At 50.1% G+C, this 18003-nt stretch carries 16 protein-coding genes and 2 tRNA genes; 3 read left to right on the forward strand and 15 right to left on the reverse strand.

Features of this window, described 5'->3' with window-relative positions:
- Nucleotides 1-14: 14 nt before the first annotated feature.
- The 6 genes from SE18_RS16610 to SE18_RS16635 all read right to left on the reverse strand — a co-directional run bounded on the left by SE18_RS16610 (nt 15) and on the right by SE18_RS16635 (nt 4500).
- Nucleotides 15-1409: an acyl-CoA reductase gene (locus SE18_RS16610; RefSeq protein ID WP_054535586.1), complete on the reverse strand. Its 1395-nt coding sequence runs from the start codon at nt 1407-1409 to the stop codon at nt 15-17.
- Nucleotides 1399-1965, reverse strand: a complete 567-nt coding sequence (locus tag SE18_RS16615; RefSeq protein ID WP_054535587.1) for a hypothetical protein — start codon at nt 1963-1965, stop codon at nt 1399-1401. Before SE18_RS16615 ends, SE18_RS16610 begins: the two co-directional genes overlap by 11 nt.
- Nucleotides 1962-2498 (reverse strand): methylated-DNA--[protein]-cysteine S-methyltransferase, encoded by a 537-nt coding sequence (locus tag SE18_RS16620; RefSeq protein WP_054535588.1) that lies wholly within the window; start codon nt 2496-2498, stop codon nt 1962-1964. Before SE18_RS16620 ends, SE18_RS16615 begins: the two co-directional genes overlap by 4 nt.
- Before the next feature lie 5 nt (nt 2499-2503).
- Nucleotides 2504-4279, reverse strand: a complete 1776-nt coding sequence (locus tag SE18_RS16625; RefSeq protein ID WP_054535589.1) for a BACON domain-containing protein — start codon at nt 4277-4279, stop codon at nt 2504-2506.
- A 41-nt stretch (nt 4280-4320) separates the two neighbouring features.
- Nucleotides 4321-4406, reverse strand: a tRNA-Leu gene (locus SE18_RS16630).
- 17 nt (nt 4407-4423) lie between these two features.
- Nucleotides 4424-4500, reverse strand: a tRNA-Pro gene (locus SE18_RS16635).
- A 1278-nt stretch (nt 4501-5778) separates the two neighbouring features.
- Here SE18_RS16635 and queD point away from each other — a divergent pair.
- Genes queD through SE18_RS16650 form a run of 3 tightly spaced genes read left to right on the forward strand, consistent with a single transcriptional unit; the run spans nt 5779 to nt 8519 of the window.
- On the forward strand, nt 5779-6180 hold the full coding sequence (gene queD / locus SE18_RS16640; RefSeq protein ID WP_054535590.1) for a 6-carboxytetrahydropterin synthase QueD: 402 nt from the start codon (nt 5779-5781) through the stop codon (nt 6178-6180).
- Nucleotides 6177-6869, forward strand: coding sequence for a 7-carboxy-7-deazaguanine synthase QueE (locus SE18_RS16645; protein ID WP_054535591.1), 693 nt, complete (start codon nt 6177-6179; stop codon nt 6867-6869). Before queD ends, SE18_RS16645 begins: the two co-directional genes overlap by 4 nt.
- A gap of 21 nt (nt 6870-6890) precedes the next feature.
- On the forward strand, nt 6891-8519 hold the full coding sequence (locus SE18_RS16650) for a flippase (RefSeq protein ID WP_054535592.1): 1629 nt from the start codon (nt 6891-6893) through the stop codon (nt 8517-8519).
- Between the two features lie 150 nt (nt 8520-8669).
- On the opposite strand, the gene SE18_RS16655 is transcribed toward SE18_RS16650, so the two are convergent.
- From SE18_RS16655 to SE18_RS16695, 9 genes are all read right to left on the reverse strand, one after another.
- The gene (locus SE18_RS16655; protein ID WP_054535593.1) at nt 8670-10040 is read right to left on the reverse strand and encodes a peptidase MA family metallohydrolase; all 1371 of its coding nucleotides are present in this window, start codon (nt 10038-10040) and stop codon (nt 8670-8672) included.
- Nucleotides 10041-10112: 72 nt separating this feature from the next.
- Nucleotides 10113-10469 (reverse strand): hypothetical protein, encoded by a 357-nt coding sequence (locus SE18_RS16660; RefSeq protein ID WP_054535594.1) that lies wholly within the window; start codon nt 10467-10469, stop codon nt 10113-10115.
- A 14-nt stretch (nt 10470-10483) separates the two neighbouring features.
- Nucleotides 10484-10927 (reverse strand): hypothetical protein, encoded by a 444-nt coding sequence (locus tag SE18_RS16665; RefSeq protein ID WP_054535595.1) that lies wholly within the window; start codon nt 10925-10927, stop codon nt 10484-10486.
- Nucleotides 10928-10950: 23 nt separating this feature from the next.
- Nucleotides 10951-11265 carry a hypothetical protein gene (locus SE18_RS27845; RefSeq protein WP_054535596.1) on the reverse strand — a complete coding sequence of 105 codons (315 nt, stop codon included), beginning with the start codon at nt 11263-11265 and terminating at the stop codon, nt 10951-10953.
- Nucleotides 11266-11308: 43 nt separating this feature from the next.
- Nucleotides 11309-11596, reverse strand: a complete 288-nt coding sequence (locus SE18_RS16675) for a hypothetical protein (protein ID WP_054535597.1) — start codon at nt 11594-11596, stop codon at nt 11309-11311.
- A gap of 220 nt (nt 11597-11816) precedes the next feature.
- Nucleotides 11817-13547, reverse strand: a complete 1731-nt coding sequence (gene argS / locus SE18_RS16680) for an arginine--tRNA ligase (protein ID WP_054535598.1) — start codon at nt 13545-13547, stop codon at nt 11817-11819.
- Nucleotides 13548-13947: 400 nt separating this feature from the next.
- Complete coding sequence (locus SE18_RS16685; RefSeq protein WP_054535599.1) at nt 13948-14739, reverse strand: class I SAM-dependent methyltransferase; 792 nt, start codon at nt 14737-14739, stop codon at nt 13948-13950.
- 232 nt (nt 14740-14971) lie between these two features.
- Entirely contained in the window at nt 14972-16747 is a 1776-nt protein-coding gene (gene argS, locus SE18_RS16690) for an arginine--tRNA ligase (protein WP_054535600.1), read from the reverse strand.
- A 123-nt stretch (nt 16748-16870) separates the two neighbouring features.
- Nucleotides 16871-17845 carry a dienelactone hydrolase family protein gene (locus tag SE18_RS16695; protein ID WP_054535601.1) on the reverse strand — a complete coding sequence of 325 codons (975 nt, stop codon included), beginning with the start codon at nt 17843-17845 and terminating at the stop codon, nt 16871-16873.
- Between the last annotated feature and the right edge of the window lie 158 nt (nt 17846-18003).

The raw sequence follows: 18003 nt of genomic DNA on the forward strand, positions 1-18003 counted from the left end.
GAATTACTGCTTAATTATAGGTGAAGATGGCTGGATCGTTCTACATCGACCCAGCGGACTAAACTGCGTAATGGGTCGCGTCCATCGTGATGCCACGCTGCCTGCGGAAAGGCCTGTTGCCCAGCATGACAAATTCGCACGACGCCAAGGAGCGCCAGCGCTTCGGCCAATTCGGCCCGCTGCTCAGAACTACATACCAGCGTAGCACTTTGCAGATGCTGACGCAATGGGCTTACTCGCTGCGCAAGCTCCGCGAAATCGGCTACTGGCATAAGCTTGATCAGCCGCCCAGTCGTTGTTGGCAAGTTTTCGCCTTGATCAACTACCACCAGCCATGGCTGCTCAGGCTGGCTCAAAAGCTGAATTGGTTGGCCGCTCAGCGCTTGCCACTCATATTCATCAGCACTCCGCCGCGTTGCAGCCAGCATTGCGCTACTCGCCGGATAACGCTGGCTGAGATCGGCCATGGCTTGGTTCAATAGCGCTGCAAGCTGGCTCAATTGGGCAGCACTTGGTGCTTCAATAAACAATGCTTGCGGCGAGACACAGCCTTGTTGCTCAAGCATCACACTATCTGCCGCCAAGTTAGCGGCAATTTCAGCCAAATTTGGTGCAGCAAGCATGCGCTGGCTAAGATAACCAAATGAGTAGCGCGAGCCATAATCTAGCCAACGAATATGAGCGGGGCTACGCTGCCGCACCGCCGCAATCGCTTGATCACTGGCATTGGCAATAATTGCCTCAGCAGTGGCCAAAATTGGCGTTTCGAGCGCTTGCTCACCGCCGCTCCACCAAAGCACCGCAATACTTTCAGCAAGCTCTGGCAATTGTTCGATCAGGCTGCTGGCAAATGCTGCTGCCCATAATGGCTCGCCGCGCGCTACTTTTAGCAGGCTTGGCGACTTGACCAACAGGGCATCGATTAAGCTTTGAATCGCAACTCCAGGTACATTGCCAGCGCAAATATGCCAGGTTAGGCGTGGCCCAAGCACGCGACTTTCGCCAACCACGCTTGGCCGCCAGCCATCAAGCAGCAACGGATCGCCAAATTGCTCATTGAGCCGTTGCCAAAGCTGCGGCGCTCGCCAATCGGCCAGCATGCGGTCAAGCACAGCATTCAACATAGCTTGGTTATAGCCATTAATCTGGGGCAGTTGATTCAGTAATTGCACTCGTGGCGCATAATCTGGCGCAAACCATTGCGTTGCTGCCCGATCAATCGCCGCAACAATTCGAGCGATTGGCAGTCGTTGCATGGTTGTGGCACTAGCGCGCAAACGCTCGGCGAGGTGCAACATTTGGGCGGGACTTGGCGCAAGAATTGGCACATGCAACGAGCCAAATTGCTGGCTAGCTTGGGGCCAAGCAAGCGTTGGCGGCAAGCACCAAGTTGGCAATTCAACGCTCATTGGTTAATGCAGCCATACATGCTTCGCGAATCGCCCATGCTTTGGTGAGGCTTAGGCCTTGGCTGGTAGCCCATTTCAACAGAAAATTGCGATGGACTGTGCGTTTGTAATCGCCAATTTGAGCGGGCGTAATTTGTTGTTCTTCAAAAAATTGCAAAATTGGCTCGGCGTTCGCAGAACGAGTTACATCGATATTCCAACGGCCATAGCGCAAAAAACAATGAGCTTCGGGAATCGCGCTGAGTTTATTTGACTCTAAGGTTGCGCCAACCCCGGGCGTATTCTTACCATCCATCAAATAAATGCCAAAATACAAATTAATTGGCAGCGCCAATTCGCGGGCCAACTCGGCCAAGAAGGCATGTTTGGTGCTGCTCGTGCCCCGTTTTTCGCTAACCACCAAGCGCCAATCGAGCGGGTTGGTGTTACGGCCAAAGGGCAGAGTCGCAATCCAGCGGGCAACTGCTTGATAATGTTCTAATCCTTGGGAGATTAGGCTCGCGCTTATTGGCAAATCGCCATCGAGCGGCACATCAGGCAAGCGTCCAACAATCATGACATCATCTCCATAGAATATTTGGCAGTAACCGGAATTGCTTCACGCGCGAGCAGTTGTTGTTGGCGGCTGCGGCCCCAACGATAGTAGCCAAGTCCATGCGGCGAACTTTTTAGCCGATGACAAGGAATAATCAAGGCCAAAGGATTGCTGCGCAGCGCTTGATTAATTGCATACGCTGCATGGTAGGGCCGTGGCAATAGCTCAGCCAATTGTTGATACGACCATTGTTGGCCATAGGGAATTTGGATTAACTGTTGCCAAATTGCTTGCTGTTGCGCCGAGCCTTGCCAGGCAATCGGCACGCTAAATTGGCTACGCTGGCCAGCACAATAGGCTTGATATTGTTCAACCGCCTGTTCAAGCATGGGATTTGAGCGATAGATCAGCAAGCAATCGGGGTAGGCTTCGGTTACTTCAGCCAACAACTCGCTATCGTCGTCGCCAAAACTGGCCAACAACAAGCCTTCGGGCGCTGCTGCGAGGAGCAAACGCCCAAATGGAGTAGTTTGAATACAGTAATCGATCGCCATAGCTGCTATTTTCTAACCAGTGGCAAATAGACAGGTTCAAGTTGATTTACGACCCGCAGCGTTACTTGAACCGTGCGTGAAATGCCATTATTGCCATTAACCCGAAATTGATAGGTATAGGTTCCGCTGCTTAGGCTACCAACTTGTGCCCTGATCGTCAAATTAGTTGTGCCAACGAGGCTGCCGCTGCTTGGCGTAACGCTCAGGCCAGCAGAGATATTGCTAATTGTCCAATTGAGCGCAGTTTCGCTATCGCCGTTGCTCAGCGGAATAAGCGCCGCTGCCTCGCCGCCACCAACTTCAGCCAACAAATTCAGCGATGGCTGAATATTAATACTCGCAGGCGTTTTTTGCACAATAAAAATTGGATCGTTGGTAAGCACAATGCTGGCGGTTGTACCATTAATTGTTGGCGAAAATGTTTGGTTATTGCGAGTGCGGAAAATCCACTGTTTGCCAGCAGTCAGCGGAAATTGAATCGCGGTATTCGCCCCAGGCGTCCAGAGCACATCAATCTCGGTGCTGCCACGGCTATAGCGATAGGCATACACCCCACCAGTGTTATTGCCATTGCCAACATAGGAGTGGGTATGCACGCCAGCGCGTGTCCCCAGTGGTGTGGCGGTGGTCAAAAGATAGGCCATGGTTTGAAACGCAGTATAAGCAGATTTCGGCGTGTAATTATTATTCGCCAAATTACCAAGCAACTCTGAGCCGCTGAAAGGATGGCCGCCATTGAAAGCATCTTCTAGTTGCAGCCAATTAATATGTTGCACGCCCATTTGTTGGGCAATCACAAAACTGCGAATCAGGTAGCGAGCTTGATTTTCGGCACTTACCACGGGGCAACTAGCCGAGCCAGGGCTGGTGCACCAGCCAATCTCAGTAATCCAAATTGGGGCGTTGGGGCGGCCAAGATCATTGCTCAGCCAATTGCGCGAGTTGAGCAAACGGCCTTCTAAAGTGACGGTTGCAAACGTGCCAATCGAATCGGGAGCGATGGTTGGCATATAGGGGTGAATCCCCAGCACATCGAAGCTATTTTTGGCCGCAGGCACTTGACGAAACGCGCCATTATTGCCATTCAGAAACTCAAGCCCATCGCTAAAACCATCGAACACATAGACCCCGCCAGCCACTACAATCGCGGTTGGGTCAGCTTGCTTAATTGCATTATATGAAGCGACCAAAATTTCGCCATAGCGGCGGCGGCGCAAGGCCTCGTTATTATTGATTGAACTCCATGTTTCGAGAAAGTTCGGCTCGTTCCAAATTTGCCAAGCGGCGATGCGCGGTGAGCCTGGAGCATCGTTAATTCCATCGCCATCGTAGCGTTCGACCATCCAAGCTGCAAACTCTGCATACTGCGCAGGATCGCTTGGTGGACACCAATAGTTATTGTTGCCAGCGCACGAAGTTTCGCGCGCCCAAGCTGGCGTGGTCAGGAGCATGCCAATAATGCCAAGGTTGGCATCGGCGACAGTTTTGATGCGGCTATCGTAGCTGGTGCGAAAATTACCATTGCTTGGCTCGATTTCGGCCCATGGTAATTCTTCAAGCGACCAATTGGCCCCCGCTTGGGCCATCTTTTGGGCTAGCAGCGGCACATTATCGCCAGTGGTGATGCGCTCGTTTTTGGTGAGGTAGCCGTTAATGCCCCACGGCGTGATCACGCTTGGCTGCGCGGTCGGAGCATCGGGAGTAGCAGGCGCAGGGGTAACAAACCCAAATAAAAATACAAGCACTAAACCTAATTTACGCAAATTAACAACCTCGTGCACAAAAAAAATCAACTGTGTACATTATACACAGTTGATCGAGTTGGTGCCGAAGGTGGGAGTCGAACCCACATGAGGTCGCCCTCAATGGTTTTTGAGACCATCGCGTCTGCCATTCCGCCACTTCGGCTTCTTGATGTTGTTAACTGGTCGGGGCGCCGCGATTCGAACGCGGGACCTCTTGAACCCCATTCAAGTGCGCTACCGGGCTGCGCCACGCCCCGTCAAGTTCTTTGGCTCTCAGTCACGACAGCCGCATTAGATTACCACGAAAGCTGATCCTTGTCAAATTGGAGGATCGGGGGCTAGAAGAATACACTTTTGATCCACGAAGAGCACAAAGCGCACGAAGGACGAAACCGCGAAGATCACGAAGATCGCGAAGGACATAGAACATAGAACAGAGAGCATAGGAATTTAACCACGAAGCGGATGTGGCTATGGGCTTTTGGCTATCGGAATTTCATCCCTCATAATTCATTTCTCATCCTTTTGTTTTAGCCACAGATTAAGATGATTATTCTGCTATGCTATTGGTTAATCATAGATATTCAAGCTTAGCGTTTTCTATGCGCTCATTTAGAGGTATGGATGAGCTATCACGTGCCCAATAATCCCCGAGGTACTACCCGAATCAGAAAGATTATTCTGGTTGTTTACCTATGTTTATGTATAATCTCAATACCAATAATTTTCTTTAGTTATCAAACATCGAAAATTATTGATGATTTTTATGTTGGAGCAAACTCAAATGCTGTTGATATTAGCTGGCAGATTTTCAGTCTAGGTGGTCTGGTTGGTTTAGCCTTAGCAGCATTTTTCTGGTCAGGCTCAATTAAACGCAAGTGGTCGGAATCGAAACGCAAATATAATCTGATATTCTTTTTACACCTAGTAAGTTTAAGTTGTCTAACTCTGAGTATCTGGAATTTGCTCTATCTTAGTATCTTTTTTTAACCGCGAAGGACAGATTTTTTGGCCACGAATTCCACGAAGAATGGTTTAGCCACAGATTGACACAGATTATTTGGATTGAATTCCCAAAAGCCCATAGCCATAAACATTTTTAGCCACTAAATCCACGAATTGCACAAATAATGTTCCGATAGCCTAGAGCCAACAGCCATCTGTTCTCTGCGCCGCTGCGTTAAAAATCCACAAAGATTACTTTTAGTCACGAATTCCACGAATTGCACGAATGATTATTTTTAGCCACAGATTGCACAGATTATTTTGATGATGTTTGTACTTGCCCATAGCCCCAGCCATCATTATTTTCCTGCTGACTTCTGACTTTTGTTTTCATCCCTCATAATTCATCCTTCATCCTTCGGTTCCTCTGCGCCGCTGCGTTAAAAATCTCGCCCCTGAATCCTGAATCCCAGCCCCTCTGTTCTATGCTCTATGTTCTATGTTCTACTTGCCCCATCCCCATGGTACAATAGCCATGTGCGTCAATCGTTGGCGCTTTTTTTGCCATTTAAACACCTAGTAGATCTTTTATGCACGCGATTCTAACCAAACAATTTCGCTTTGAAGCAGCCCATCAACTTCCCAACCATCGCGGCAAATGTGCGCGGCTCCATGGCCATTCCTATTTGCTTGAGGTCAGCGTGCGTGGGCCGATTCAGCCTGCCCGTGGCCAAAGCGACGATGGCATGGTGATCGATTTAGAACAGATTAAAGAGGTGGTCAACGAAATTCTGATTGCCCGCGTTGATCACTATAATCTCAACGATGTGTTAAGCGTGCCAAGCACCGCCGAAAATATCATTCATTGGATGTGGGATGAGCTTGAACAGCAAGCGCCAGAATTTGGCGCGCTGCTGTGGCGCATGCGCCTGTGGGAAACCGCCAGCGGCTACGTCGAAATTAGCCGCGCCGAACGCGAGGCCCAGCCATGAATGTGATGGAAGTCTATCGCTCGGTTCAAGGCGAAGGCACCTTGATGGGCGTGCCAACCACCTTTGTCCGCTTTTTTGCCTGCAATTTGCGCTGTAGCTGGTGTGATACCAAATATTCGTGGAGCGTCAAAGAGGGCGGCAAATGGGAAAATTTGCCAATTGCCACGCTGGCCCAACGCATCGCCGAGCAAGGCGCACGCCACGTTGTGCTAACTGGTGGCGAGCCAATGTTGCAACGCGAATTGCCTGCGCTCGCCCAAACCTTGCGTGCAGCAGGCCATCACCTAACTGTCGAAACTAACAGCACTATCTTCCGCCCCGAACTGATCGAGCAGATCAATCTTTGGAGCTTATCGCCAAAATTGGCTGGAGCTAACACTGGCATGTTGCGGCTCGAACCGCTACGCCAATTTATGCAATTGCCAGCAGAACGCCAACAATGGAAATTTGTCATCACTGGCGAGAGCGATTTAGCCCAACTGCATCAATTTGTTGGCGAACATCAAGCGTTTACCGAGGCCCAATTGCCAATTATTTGGCAGCCAGAAGGCCGTTGGGCTGAGCGCGATTATAGCCACGCCCTCGAATGGCTGGCCGAACGCGCCCAATTACCCGAATGGCGCGCCTTCAACGTGCGTGTGCTGCCTCAAATGCATGTGCTGATCTGGGGCCAAAAACGGCTTGTCTAAGTTCTTCCAAGGGAGTTGTCTGTGGCAATACGATTGCTAAGCCAGCCAACAGTTTCAGTTAACGGTTGGATTGGAGTAGGCTTATTTAGCGTGGGTCTGATTGGCTTATTGGGCTTGACCTTGGCAGCAATTCGCCGTTGGAGCAAGCCGCGCCAAGCTACTGATGATCATTTAAGCACCATTGGCCGCAATGCCAGCATTCCCTTTGCCCTGCAACTGACCAGTCGCATGCTCGATTTGGTCTTTGCGATGATTCTGTATCGCTTTTTGGCGATTGAAACCGTGGGAGCCTACGACTTTGCGGCGGTGATCGTCGTAAGTTATTTTGGCACGATTGCCGATTGGGGCTTAACTGTCCTCGCAACCCACGAGATCGTGCGCCAACCAAGCCAAGCCCCCCAAACCTTTCGCACCACCCTTTGGCTACGCTTGCGCTTTGCAGTTCTAGCGCTGCCCATCGCCGTCGTTTTTGTGCTGATTTATAACGGCTTAGCAGAAGCCAAAATCACAGCGGTTGGCCTGACACGCGAACAAATGACGGTTGTGGCAATTTTGATGCTGACCTTGTTTCCAGCAGCAATTTCGGCCAGCGTCACTGCTTGGCTACAAGGCCACGAGCGCTTGGTCGCTGCGGCGGTCGTTAATTTGCTGACCAATATTGGTAGCGCTGCTTTTCGCTTAATTGGCTTGGTTTTGGGTTTTGGCATTATTGGGATTGCCAGTGGAGCCTTGGCTGGAGCGATGCTCAGCGCCCTGTTATTTTGGCTGGCGATGCGCCGTTTCTTTCCTGATGTGGCTTGGCGTGGCCCAACCTTACCAGCCAAACCGCTGCTCAAAGAAGGCTATCCGCTGTTGCTCAACAGTTTGTTGATGACGATCTTTTTTCGTTTTGATACGATTTTGTTGAGTGCCTTTCATGGGTTTGTCGTTACGGCAACCTATGGCGTGGCCTACAAACTGATTAATTTTACTCAAATTGTGCCGCCAATCGTGGTCAATGCAATTTTTCCCACCTTAATTCGGCGTTCTGGCGATGATCGAGCTGGTATGAGCCGCGCCTATGCTGGCACCTTGCGCATGTTACTTAATTTGGCTTTTGGCATTGCCATCATTGCAACAATTGTGGCCGTGCCGCTCACCACATGGCTCGCCGATAAACCTGAATATTTGCCAGGTAGCGTCTATGCCTTGATGATTACGATTTGGTATTTGCCATGCAGCTATCTGAATGGTCTGACGCAGTATGTCATCATTGCCTTGGGTAAGAAGCAAGCAATTACCAAGGCCTTTGGCTTGACCGCAGTGGTCAATTTGGGCTTGAATATCTGGCTCATTCCACGTTATAGCTATTTTGCTGCTGCCACAATCACCATTATTTCTGAGCTGGTGTTGTTTGTGCCGCTGTGGTTGGTATTGCGCCGCGAGAAAATTAGGCTTAATTTGGCTGGGCTGCTGTGGCGGCCTGCGCTTTCGGCCCTCATGGCAGGTGGAGTTGGCTGGTTATTGCTAGCAATCAATGTCTATTTAGCTGGCTTGGTAACCGGATTAATCTATGCTGCTGGCTTATGGTTTAGTGGCAGCATTGGCCAAACCGAACGCGAGCTAGCAGCGCGTATGCTCAAAAAATTACGCCCCCAAGCATCAAATTAATCCACAGAACAACTATTAGGGAGCAGGTAGGTGGAACCGCGAAGGCAGGGAGTACTTATATATTGAGGAAACAGAGAAAGCTCAAACACTCCACAATGTGAGATTTAGGGAGTGCAGGGTGGTGATAACGCATTACGGTATTTATCAGGCCTACAACGGCAACATTCGTTTGCGCATTGCCCGCCGCCGATCAATATTCCACGCCAAGCCAAGCCCAACCAAGACAATCAGTCCAATGCCAACAATTTTTAGCCGCAGATTGAGCGATTTGAGCAATTCCTCTGCTTGGCTGCGGCCATTACTATCGCCAAGTTGGCTAAATAAATTGGCAGCTTGCTCAATATTCTTGCGGGCGGCAACAATCCGAATGCCGTTCAAATCGCGGCGGGCGGTTTCGAGCAACTGTTGTGCTTTTAAGCCTTGTTCGGCGCGTTGCAAATAATCGTTGAGCACTTTTTGGCGCTCAATTTGGGCCAAATCGGCAAACAACGGCAAGGCTTGCTCAATTGAAGTTTTGGCTTCTGCATAGCGGCCTTCCAACAGCGCTACTCGCGCGGCGGCAGCTGCATCTTCAGCTTGCACACCTTTGCGCGCCTGTTCGCGCAAGGCCGCAATCGCTGGATCATCCTTGATTGTCAGGGCAGTTTCGGCGGCAGCCAAGGCTTCGCTATATTGGCCAGCGGCGATTGCCGTTTCTATGCTTGCTTGATCAAAGGCCACACTGGGAGCCTGTTTCCAGCCACCATCAATCCAGGTTGGCAATTGGGCCATCCATTCGCTTTCGAGGCTTTCGGCACTGAGGCTATAGGCTTGGCTAAGCGCTGAACGATAGCCACTGGCTGTGCGCAAGGCCTCTAAGAAAGCCAAAAATCGCGCCATGCCATAGCGCTGAATCAAAAACGAAACCATCGACCAACTTTGCGGATAGCCCAAGGCCGGATTATCGTAGACCGCACCAGCACTATCTAAAGTTCGCCATGGCGCTAGTTGGTTATTTTCAAGTGCTTGCTTGAGCAAGGCAATTTTGTAGCCACTTTGGCTGGTCGGCACTTCTACATACTGAGCGATGCCCTCTTGCCACATGGTGCTTAAACGGCCATCAGAAAGCTCAGCAGCAATAATATGCATCAATTCATGGCGCACATTGTTGCGCAATTCCTCATCGCTCATGCCAATGGTTTGTTGGACTGCAATGCTAATTTCGCGCCGCCCAGTGTGGGCATGAGCCACAATGCCTTCAAGGTAGCGCGCCGCCGGATTAACCTGTTGATAGAGTTCTTTGGTGGGGTAGATTCGTAAGGTCAGTGGTGGCGCAGGCCGATAGCCAATCACCGCCGTCACTTCCTCGTAAATTGGGTCGCTATAGCCAGCGTAGCGTTCGGCCTCGGCTTCGCTACCTTGAGGATACAAAATTGAAATATAGCTGGTTTTGCGTTCAAGCCATTGAGGAGGGTCGGTTTGGGCAAACGCAGGCCGTGGCCAAACCAGCAGGATTAAGAGTAAACACAACAATCGGCGCATCGGTAGATCCCTTTCCTATGCGCCAATTGTACCATGGCTCAACTTAGCGTTACCACGAACCGCTTGAATCGATTATGGACTATCACTTGAAAATGGTTCAAGCTCAAAAAAATCTGGATCAATCGGATTATGCAAGACGTTTGGTAGACGAACTGCTGGATCTTGATAGGTGTTGTAGCGCCAACCTGATTTTTTGCGTGGAATTGTTGGATCGTGCGCGCGCCGCGGCTGTAAGCGAGCTTGCAATGAGCGCGGGCGAAAAAAGATGATCCAGAGCACATAACTCGACAAGAGCAATGCTGGAACCGTCACAATTGTCAAAAGCAGATTCAGCGCCGTCAAGGGCAAGATTAATTGCAGCATAACCAAACTTAATGAGCCAAGCCACACGATTACGGTTGGTTTATGCGGAGCAAGTTTTTGCAACATCACAATCAATCCTTTTACCATGAACCGCTTGAATCGCCGCTGTAGCTATCTGAGCTAGATGAACTGCTGCTCGAATCGCTCGACCATGAGCCGCCCGAATCGCCGCTCGATGAGCCGCTATCAAAGCTCGCAGAACTGCCCGAATCGTTATTCGCCCATGAGCCGCTATCAAAGCTTGAGCTACTGTCGTTCGACCAACCAGAATTATGGTTCGAATCCAGCGACTGGCCGATATACATTCCAGTTGCCACATCAACGCCTGGATGTGAATGATCAGAATGATGGTGATTGTGATGCCGAAACGCTGGATTATTGTAATGTTGATGGCGGCGTTGTCCATTTGAGCGATATTGTGAAGTATCGCCTTTTACGATCTTGATAATGGTCGATAGCATAGCCAAAATCGCAAACCCAATGATGAATATGGGGATAAACGTGCCCATAGCTGAAAGATGCATAACTTCTCCCTTACTAGCTTGTTTTACCACGAGCCGCTTGAATCACCGCTGCTGCTATCGGATGAACTGCTCGAATCGCTTGACCACGAGCCACCAGAATCGCCGCTATAACTATCGGAACTCCAGGTTGAATCGCTGCTGGAGCTAGAACCCCAATAACTATCGGAATCGTTGCTAGCGCCATAGATATAGCCAGTGCTGCCGTAGCTCGTGCCATGCGAATTGGTCTGATTGGGCAGGCCATAACGCTTTTTGATTGCAACGAAAAACAAGAAGCCGATGAATAATAGAGGAATACAGCAGCAAAATCCTCCATCAAGTTGAAACGAAAAATTCATAGCGTGCTCCTCTCACGAAGCTTTAAACATCATTGGCTAGGTTCTAATCGTCGTCATCGTCATCGTAATCATCATCGTGATCGTGGCGACGGCCATAGTAGTGCTTTTTCTTATATTTTGGCCGATAGTGGTTGTAATCGTGGGATTGATAATAGTGATCGTTTGAGCGATAGGAATGCTTCGAGCCTTTGAAGCGGTAGGCAAATTGGTTATATAAGCCTTTGAGATTGCGTGTGGGTAAGAATTTTTTGGCAACCAAGGCCACGATTACCAAGCCGACGATCAGCACAACGGCACAAAGTACCAATCCAAGTAGCAGAACTTTGATCATGTCACACTCCTTTGTTGGTGTGGCTCTCGTGGTTCTGTACGCTGGTTTGGCCTAAACGTTACAAACAGCTTGGGCTAGCTACGTTGAAGGCTTGAGGATGCGGCAATGACCAATTCAATTAATTAGCCATTGCCAATGCGAAAGTGCCGCAACTCTTTCTCTATCAACTCTTGCGGCAATGACCAATTCAATTAATTAGCCATTGCCAACTAAGGGGAACTTACATCCGTTCAGGAGCGGCAATCGAGAGCAAGCCCAAACCATTGCGCAAGGCTTGCGCAGTGGCGGCAACCAATTGGCCACGGGCAGCACGCAACGCCAAGGTTTCGGCCTTCAAAACCGGGCAAGCATCATAGAAAATTGCAAAGGCTTTGGCGGTAGCATACAGCCAATCGGCTACCACAGACGGCGCATAACGGTCAGCAGCATCAACAATCACTTGCGGCAAGCGCGCTAGCTCTTTCAACAAGGCTTGCTCGGCAGGGTGGGTTAGCTCGCGGCCATTGTAATTTTGCGGCAAGCGCCCGAAATCGCGTAAAATCGAGCAGCAGCGGGCATGCATATATTGAATGTAGGCGGCGCTATTGCCATCAAAGGCTAACATGCGATCCCAATCGACGACCACATCGTGGGCAGGGTCGTGCTGCAAGTTGTGATAGATGACCGCGCCAACCCCAACTTGTTCAGCAACCTCGTTGAGCCATTCGCTGGTAAAGGCGGTTTTGGCTTCGATAGCTTTTTGTTTGAGTAAGGTTTTGGCCCGCGCACACGCTTCATCCAACAATGGCTCCAAGTAGATCGTGGTGCTAAAGCGTGGGTGAGGATTCGCCCGCCCCTCCGGCCCTAAAATCATGCCGCAGGCTACGTGGGCCAAATCGGCTTTGGTGTAGCCCAAGGTTTTGCTGATGGTAAAGGCTTGGCGAAAATGCAATTCTTGAGCTTGCTTAACCACATAAATAATTTTACTTGGTTGGTAGAGCGCTTCGCGATATTTAATTGCCGCAATATCGCGGGTAATGTAGAGCGTGCTGCCATCGGAGCGATTGAGCAACAAGGTTGGCAAAGCCTTGCCCTGTTCATCGAGCAAATCTTTGACGATTGCCACATGGCTATCGAGCTGGGCAATTTGGTAGTGCAAGGCTTCTTTGATCACAACTTGGGCTTCGCGCGCATAGAAACTTTCGCAATGTTGCACATCAAAGGCCACACCCAAGCGCCGATAATTGGCTTGGTTGGCGTTTAAACTCAAATCGACCAATTGTTGCAATAAGCTAATTGCTTGAGGATCGCCGCTGGCCAGTTTGCTTGCCCAGGCTTGGGCCAAATCGTGCACTTGATCATCTGCTTGATATTGCTGAGCTTGTTGCTCCAACGAGGCCAACATGCTTTCGCCATTGCCATTGCGATGCTGAAAATGCTGCATTGCGGCCAGCGAAATGCCCAATTGGGGATCATAATCGCCCCAGTGGTTCATACGAATCACTTGGTAGCCAAGCGAACGATAGATATTAACAATCGCTTGGCCGATCATGGTCGAACGCACATGGTCGACGCGCATGCGTTTGGCAATGTTGGGCGATGAATAATCAACTACCACTGCTTGTTGCTGGCCGCGATTGCTACGGCCATAGCCAGCTTTACCTTGGCTAATATCGTGCAAGACCGATTGGGCAAAGGTTATTGGGTTGAGCGAAAAGTTGACATACGCGCCCAAGGCCGTGGCTTTTAGGACGAGGCTCTCGTGGCTAAATTTAAGCGCATTTGCTAGGGTCTGAGCAAATTGGGCTGGATTACTTCCGCGTATTTTGGCAGCCCGAAAACATGGCAAGGCAAGGTCAGCCTGCACGCCCGTGGCTTTGGGAGCGACTAAATCGATCAAATCGGCAGTTATTAACGTGGTGTCAAGCAATGCATCACGAATGGCTTGCTCAAAACGAGCAAAAGTGTCCATCTCAGGCTCCAAATCAGACTAGCAAATGTTGGTCGTATCGACGTTATATCCTAACATAATGTCAGCAATTCGTAAGTCCTAAATTGGTCGGGCGCAAGACGGATTTATAGAAGGATGAAGGATGAATTATGAAGGATGAAGAACATAGAACATAAAGCATAGAACATAACCAGGCTCAATCTCTAGTAAAAAAACTTAACCTTCGTGCTCTTTGTGTCCTTCGTAGATCAATTTGTAACGCAGAGGCGCAGAGTTTTTTAACCACGAAGCGCACGAAGAGCGAGTAACGTTGAACTTGAGCAATTTTCCCCAAGCACAATAGCCAATAGCCAACGCCAAAAGCCAAGAGCTTCAGCCTTCGTGATCTTCGCGTTTCCAATTCTTCGTGGTTTTAACCGATTTAGCGAATGCCAATGCAAACTTGGTAGCTGAAATACCAGGCAATTGGCTGTGGGCCAATCAGATCGTGGGCCGCTTGTTTAAGCCGATCAAAGCCAAGCTCTTGCTCGGTTAGAGTGCCATTTTTGAGATGATAGTGATAGCCGCTGCTCAGAATTAGGTCGATAAAGCGTTGCGCATCGCCATATTCGCAATGATGCAGCGTTAGTTCTAGTGTATGTTGAAAAAGGCCACTTGCCTGCATCCGTTGTCGATGCTGCTTATCCCAGCCTGGATGGTCTGCTGGGGTGGCGCGACGTTCAATTAGTTGTTCAAAACGCTGAGCGACCTGCTGAAAAATCTGATCGAGTTCCCAATGAATCGTTGGCGGCCAATGATAGTCGTAGGCAGCAAACACGCCGCCGGGTCGCAAAATACGGGCAATTTCTGCCAGCGTTGAGTTTGGTTCCATCCAATGTAGGGCTTGAGCACAAGTCACAATATCGGCACTACTCGAATCCAAACTTGTTTGATGGCCAAATCCAGCCCGATAGCTGATGCAGGAATCGGCTGCTAGCTTGCTGATAGCCACGTTGCGCATATCAGCACTCGGCTCGATCCCAATCACCCGCTCAGCACGTTCAGCCCAGATTGTGGTTGAGCGACCAGTTCCACAGCCCAAATCCACGACCAATGCAGGTTTTGGCGTATGGCTGAGCTGTGTCAAAAGATCGACAAGGACAGAGGGTGCTGTTGGGCGAGCTTGATCATAACGGCTCGCTTCATCAACCCAGACTACGCTCGAATCAGTCATTGAAAGCCCTCTTTGAACATTGATCCACGAAGCGCGATTGGCTTTGGTCTATTCGCTAAGTTCCCATTGCATCAGGCCCGATTTTTAAAGTAGAGTTTTTTAACCACGAAGCGCACGAAGAGCGAGTAACGTTGAACTTGGGCTATTTCACCCAATCTCCGATAGCCTCACACCTTCGCGTTCTTCGCGGTTTCAATTCTTCGTGTCCTTCGTGCGCTTCGTGGATCGGTTTTTACATCCGTTCGGGAGCGGCGATTGAGAGCAAGCTTAGGCCGTTGCGTAAGGCTTGGGCCGTTGCTGCTACCAAATGGCCGCGCGCAACCCGCAATTCTGGCGTTTCGGCTTTGAGCACCGAACATGCATCGTAGAAAGCCGAGAAAGCGCGAGCAGTGGCGTAGAGCCAATCGGCGACCACGAATGGGGCATAGCGTGCAGCCGCTTCTTCAATAATTTGCGGCAAACGGGCCAACTCTTTGAGCAAACCTGTTTCAGCAGGGTGGCTCAGCAAGCTGCCATCGTAACTGGCGGGCAATTCGCCAAAATCGCGCAAAATCGAGCAGCAGCGGGCATGCATATATTGCAAATAGGGCGAACTATTGCCCTCAAAAGCCAACATCCGATCCCAATCGACGGTGATATTGCGCTTGGTATCTTGGTACAAATCGTTGTACATCACCGCGCCAACGCCAACTTGCTCGGCAACATGATCGATCAAATCGGCGGTAAGTTGGGTTTTACCTTCGCTCATTTTTTGCTCAATCAGCGCTTTGGCCCGATTGCGCGCTTCATCAAGCAAGGTTTCGAGGTAAATCATATTGCCCTTGCGGGTGGAAAGTGGCTGGCCCTGCGCATCAAACACCGTGCCAAACGAAATATGAATTAATTCGGCATCGGTATAGCCCAAGGCTTTGCTAATGGCAAAAGTTTGGCGAAAATGCAATTCTTGGGGCTGGCCAACAATATAAATCATTGCATCGGGATTATAGGTTTGCTCACGATATTTGATTGTGGCAATGTCGCGGGTAATGTAGAGCGTGCCACCATCTGAACGCTGAATCAAAAAGGTTGGTAATTTTTTGCCGCGATGATCGGGCAAATCTTTGACAATAATTGCTTTGCCATCACGCTCAGCAAGCTCACTCTCGCCTGCATCGCTGATGATTTCTCCTAGCATATCTTTGTAAAAGCTTTCGCCATGTTGCACATCGAAGTGCACGCCCAAGCGATCATAATTGGGCTGATTGGCGGTTTTGGTTAGATCAACCATCCATTGCCATAGCTCAAGCGCTTGAGGATCGCCTTGTTCCAATTTGAGCGACCAAGCGCGGGCTTCATCGTCTAAATCAACCTCAGCATCGGGATCGAAATCAGCATCATCGGGATTTGCACCCTTCATCAACAAGTTGTAGCGTTTGTATTGCTCTTCGATTGCGGCCAAAACGGCTTCGCCTTCGCCTTCGGGCTTGCCAAAACGAATCGTTGCGGCAATATTAACCCCGAATTGCTTGCCGTAATCGCCCAAGTGATTATCGCGAATCACTTCGTAGCCAAGCCGTTGATAGAGATTGGCAATTGCTTGGCCGATGATAGTTGAGCGAATATGGCCAACGTGCATACGCTTGGCAATGTTGGGCGATGAATATTCGACAATCACTTTGCGTTGATTGCCTTTGCTGCTGCTGCCATAGGTTGTGCCGCCAGCCTGAACATCGGCCAAGACTGCTTTGGCAAAAGCTTGGGGGTTGAGATTGAAATTAACATATGGGCCAGAAACCGTTGCGCTAGCCACCAAACTATCGGGAGCAAATTGCAGCGCGGCGACTAATTCTTGGGCAACTTGAGCCGGATTGCTGCCGCGACTTTTAGCAGCCCGAAAACATGGCAAGGCTAAATCGGCCTGCACGCCAGCAGCTTTGGGAGCGCCTAAATCAATATCGGCGGCGTTAATTAAATTGGTGGCAAGCAAGGCCTCGCGAATGGCTTGCTCGAAGCGAGCAAAGGTATACATTTTTAAAACTCCAATTGGTTAATTGCTAGCGGCAGTATAGCCGAAAAGACCTATTTTAGCCGATCAAAAAGCACCCATCGGCGTCGATGAGTGCGCGCAGAAAAAGCTGCTGGATGCTATCGACTAGACCAAATATTGCTTAAACCAAGCCAGCGTTTCAGCCCACGCTGCTTGGGCAGCCTCTGCATTATACCGCTGACCAGTATCATTATGAAAAGCGTGATTCACCCCAGGATAGATTTCTTTGCGATAGACTTTATTATTTTGCTGCATTGCTGCTTCAACATCAGCCACAGTGCTGGTAATGCGATCATCATCCTCGGCGTAAATCGCCAAGACTGGCGCATTGATTTTGGGAATTTCGCTGCTTGGAACTGGCGGGCCGTAGAATGGCACGGCAGCTTTTAATTCGGGCATGCCTGCTGCGACCAACCAGGTAACCCCGCCACCAAAGCAAAAACCAACCATGCCAACTTTGCTCGTATCAGCAAACGACTGGGTTTTGAGATAGTCGACACCAGCCTTAAAATCGGCCACATGGCGCTCTGGTGGCGCGCCGCTCAGCAAACCAGGCACGCTGTCGGCATCAGTAATGCTGGCCGTGCCACCTTCACGCGAAAGCAAATCGACTGCCAAGCCAACATAACCAGCCTTGGCGACGCGCCGCGCTACATCTTGAATATGCAGCGTAAGCCCACGGTTTTCGTGGCAAACCAACACGACCGGAAACGGGCCAGCACCAACAGGCTGGGCCAAATAAGCCATTAATTGGCTATCGCCGCCAGCAAACTCGACCATTGCTGCTTTGACTGCTGGATCGTTTTCGGCAACGCTGTTGGGCACGCTTCCAGCGGCGCTGGCAGTGGTTGGGGTGGCTTCAAGCGCGGCTGCGGTGGTTGCGGTTGGGGCAGTGGTGGGGTTGGGCGCACTCGTCGCAGTTGCAGGCGTGGCGGGATCACCACAGGCAGCCAATAATTGGGTTGCGACCACCAGCCCTGTAATGCCTGCGATCTTTTTCAAGGCCTGTCGCCGCGTCAGTAATCCTTCCTGATAATCTTCGACGAACTCATCAACCAAATACTGTTGTAAATGATTCATCGGGCATCCTCATACACTAAATGCTTGCCATATCTCAGTCTACGCTTGTTTTGGCCCCAACGGATGGCTCCAAAGATGAGGGTTTATTAATTTCATTTACTATTTTAAGCGTATGAGCGATGTGATTAAAGCAAAAGCTCCTCGGCTAGCGAGGAGAC

It is taken from the genome of Herpetosiphon geysericola (assembly GCF_001306135.1).
Lineage (GTDB): Bacteria > Chloroflexota > Chloroflexia > Chloroflexales > Herpetosiphonaceae > Herpetosiphon > Herpetosiphon geysericola.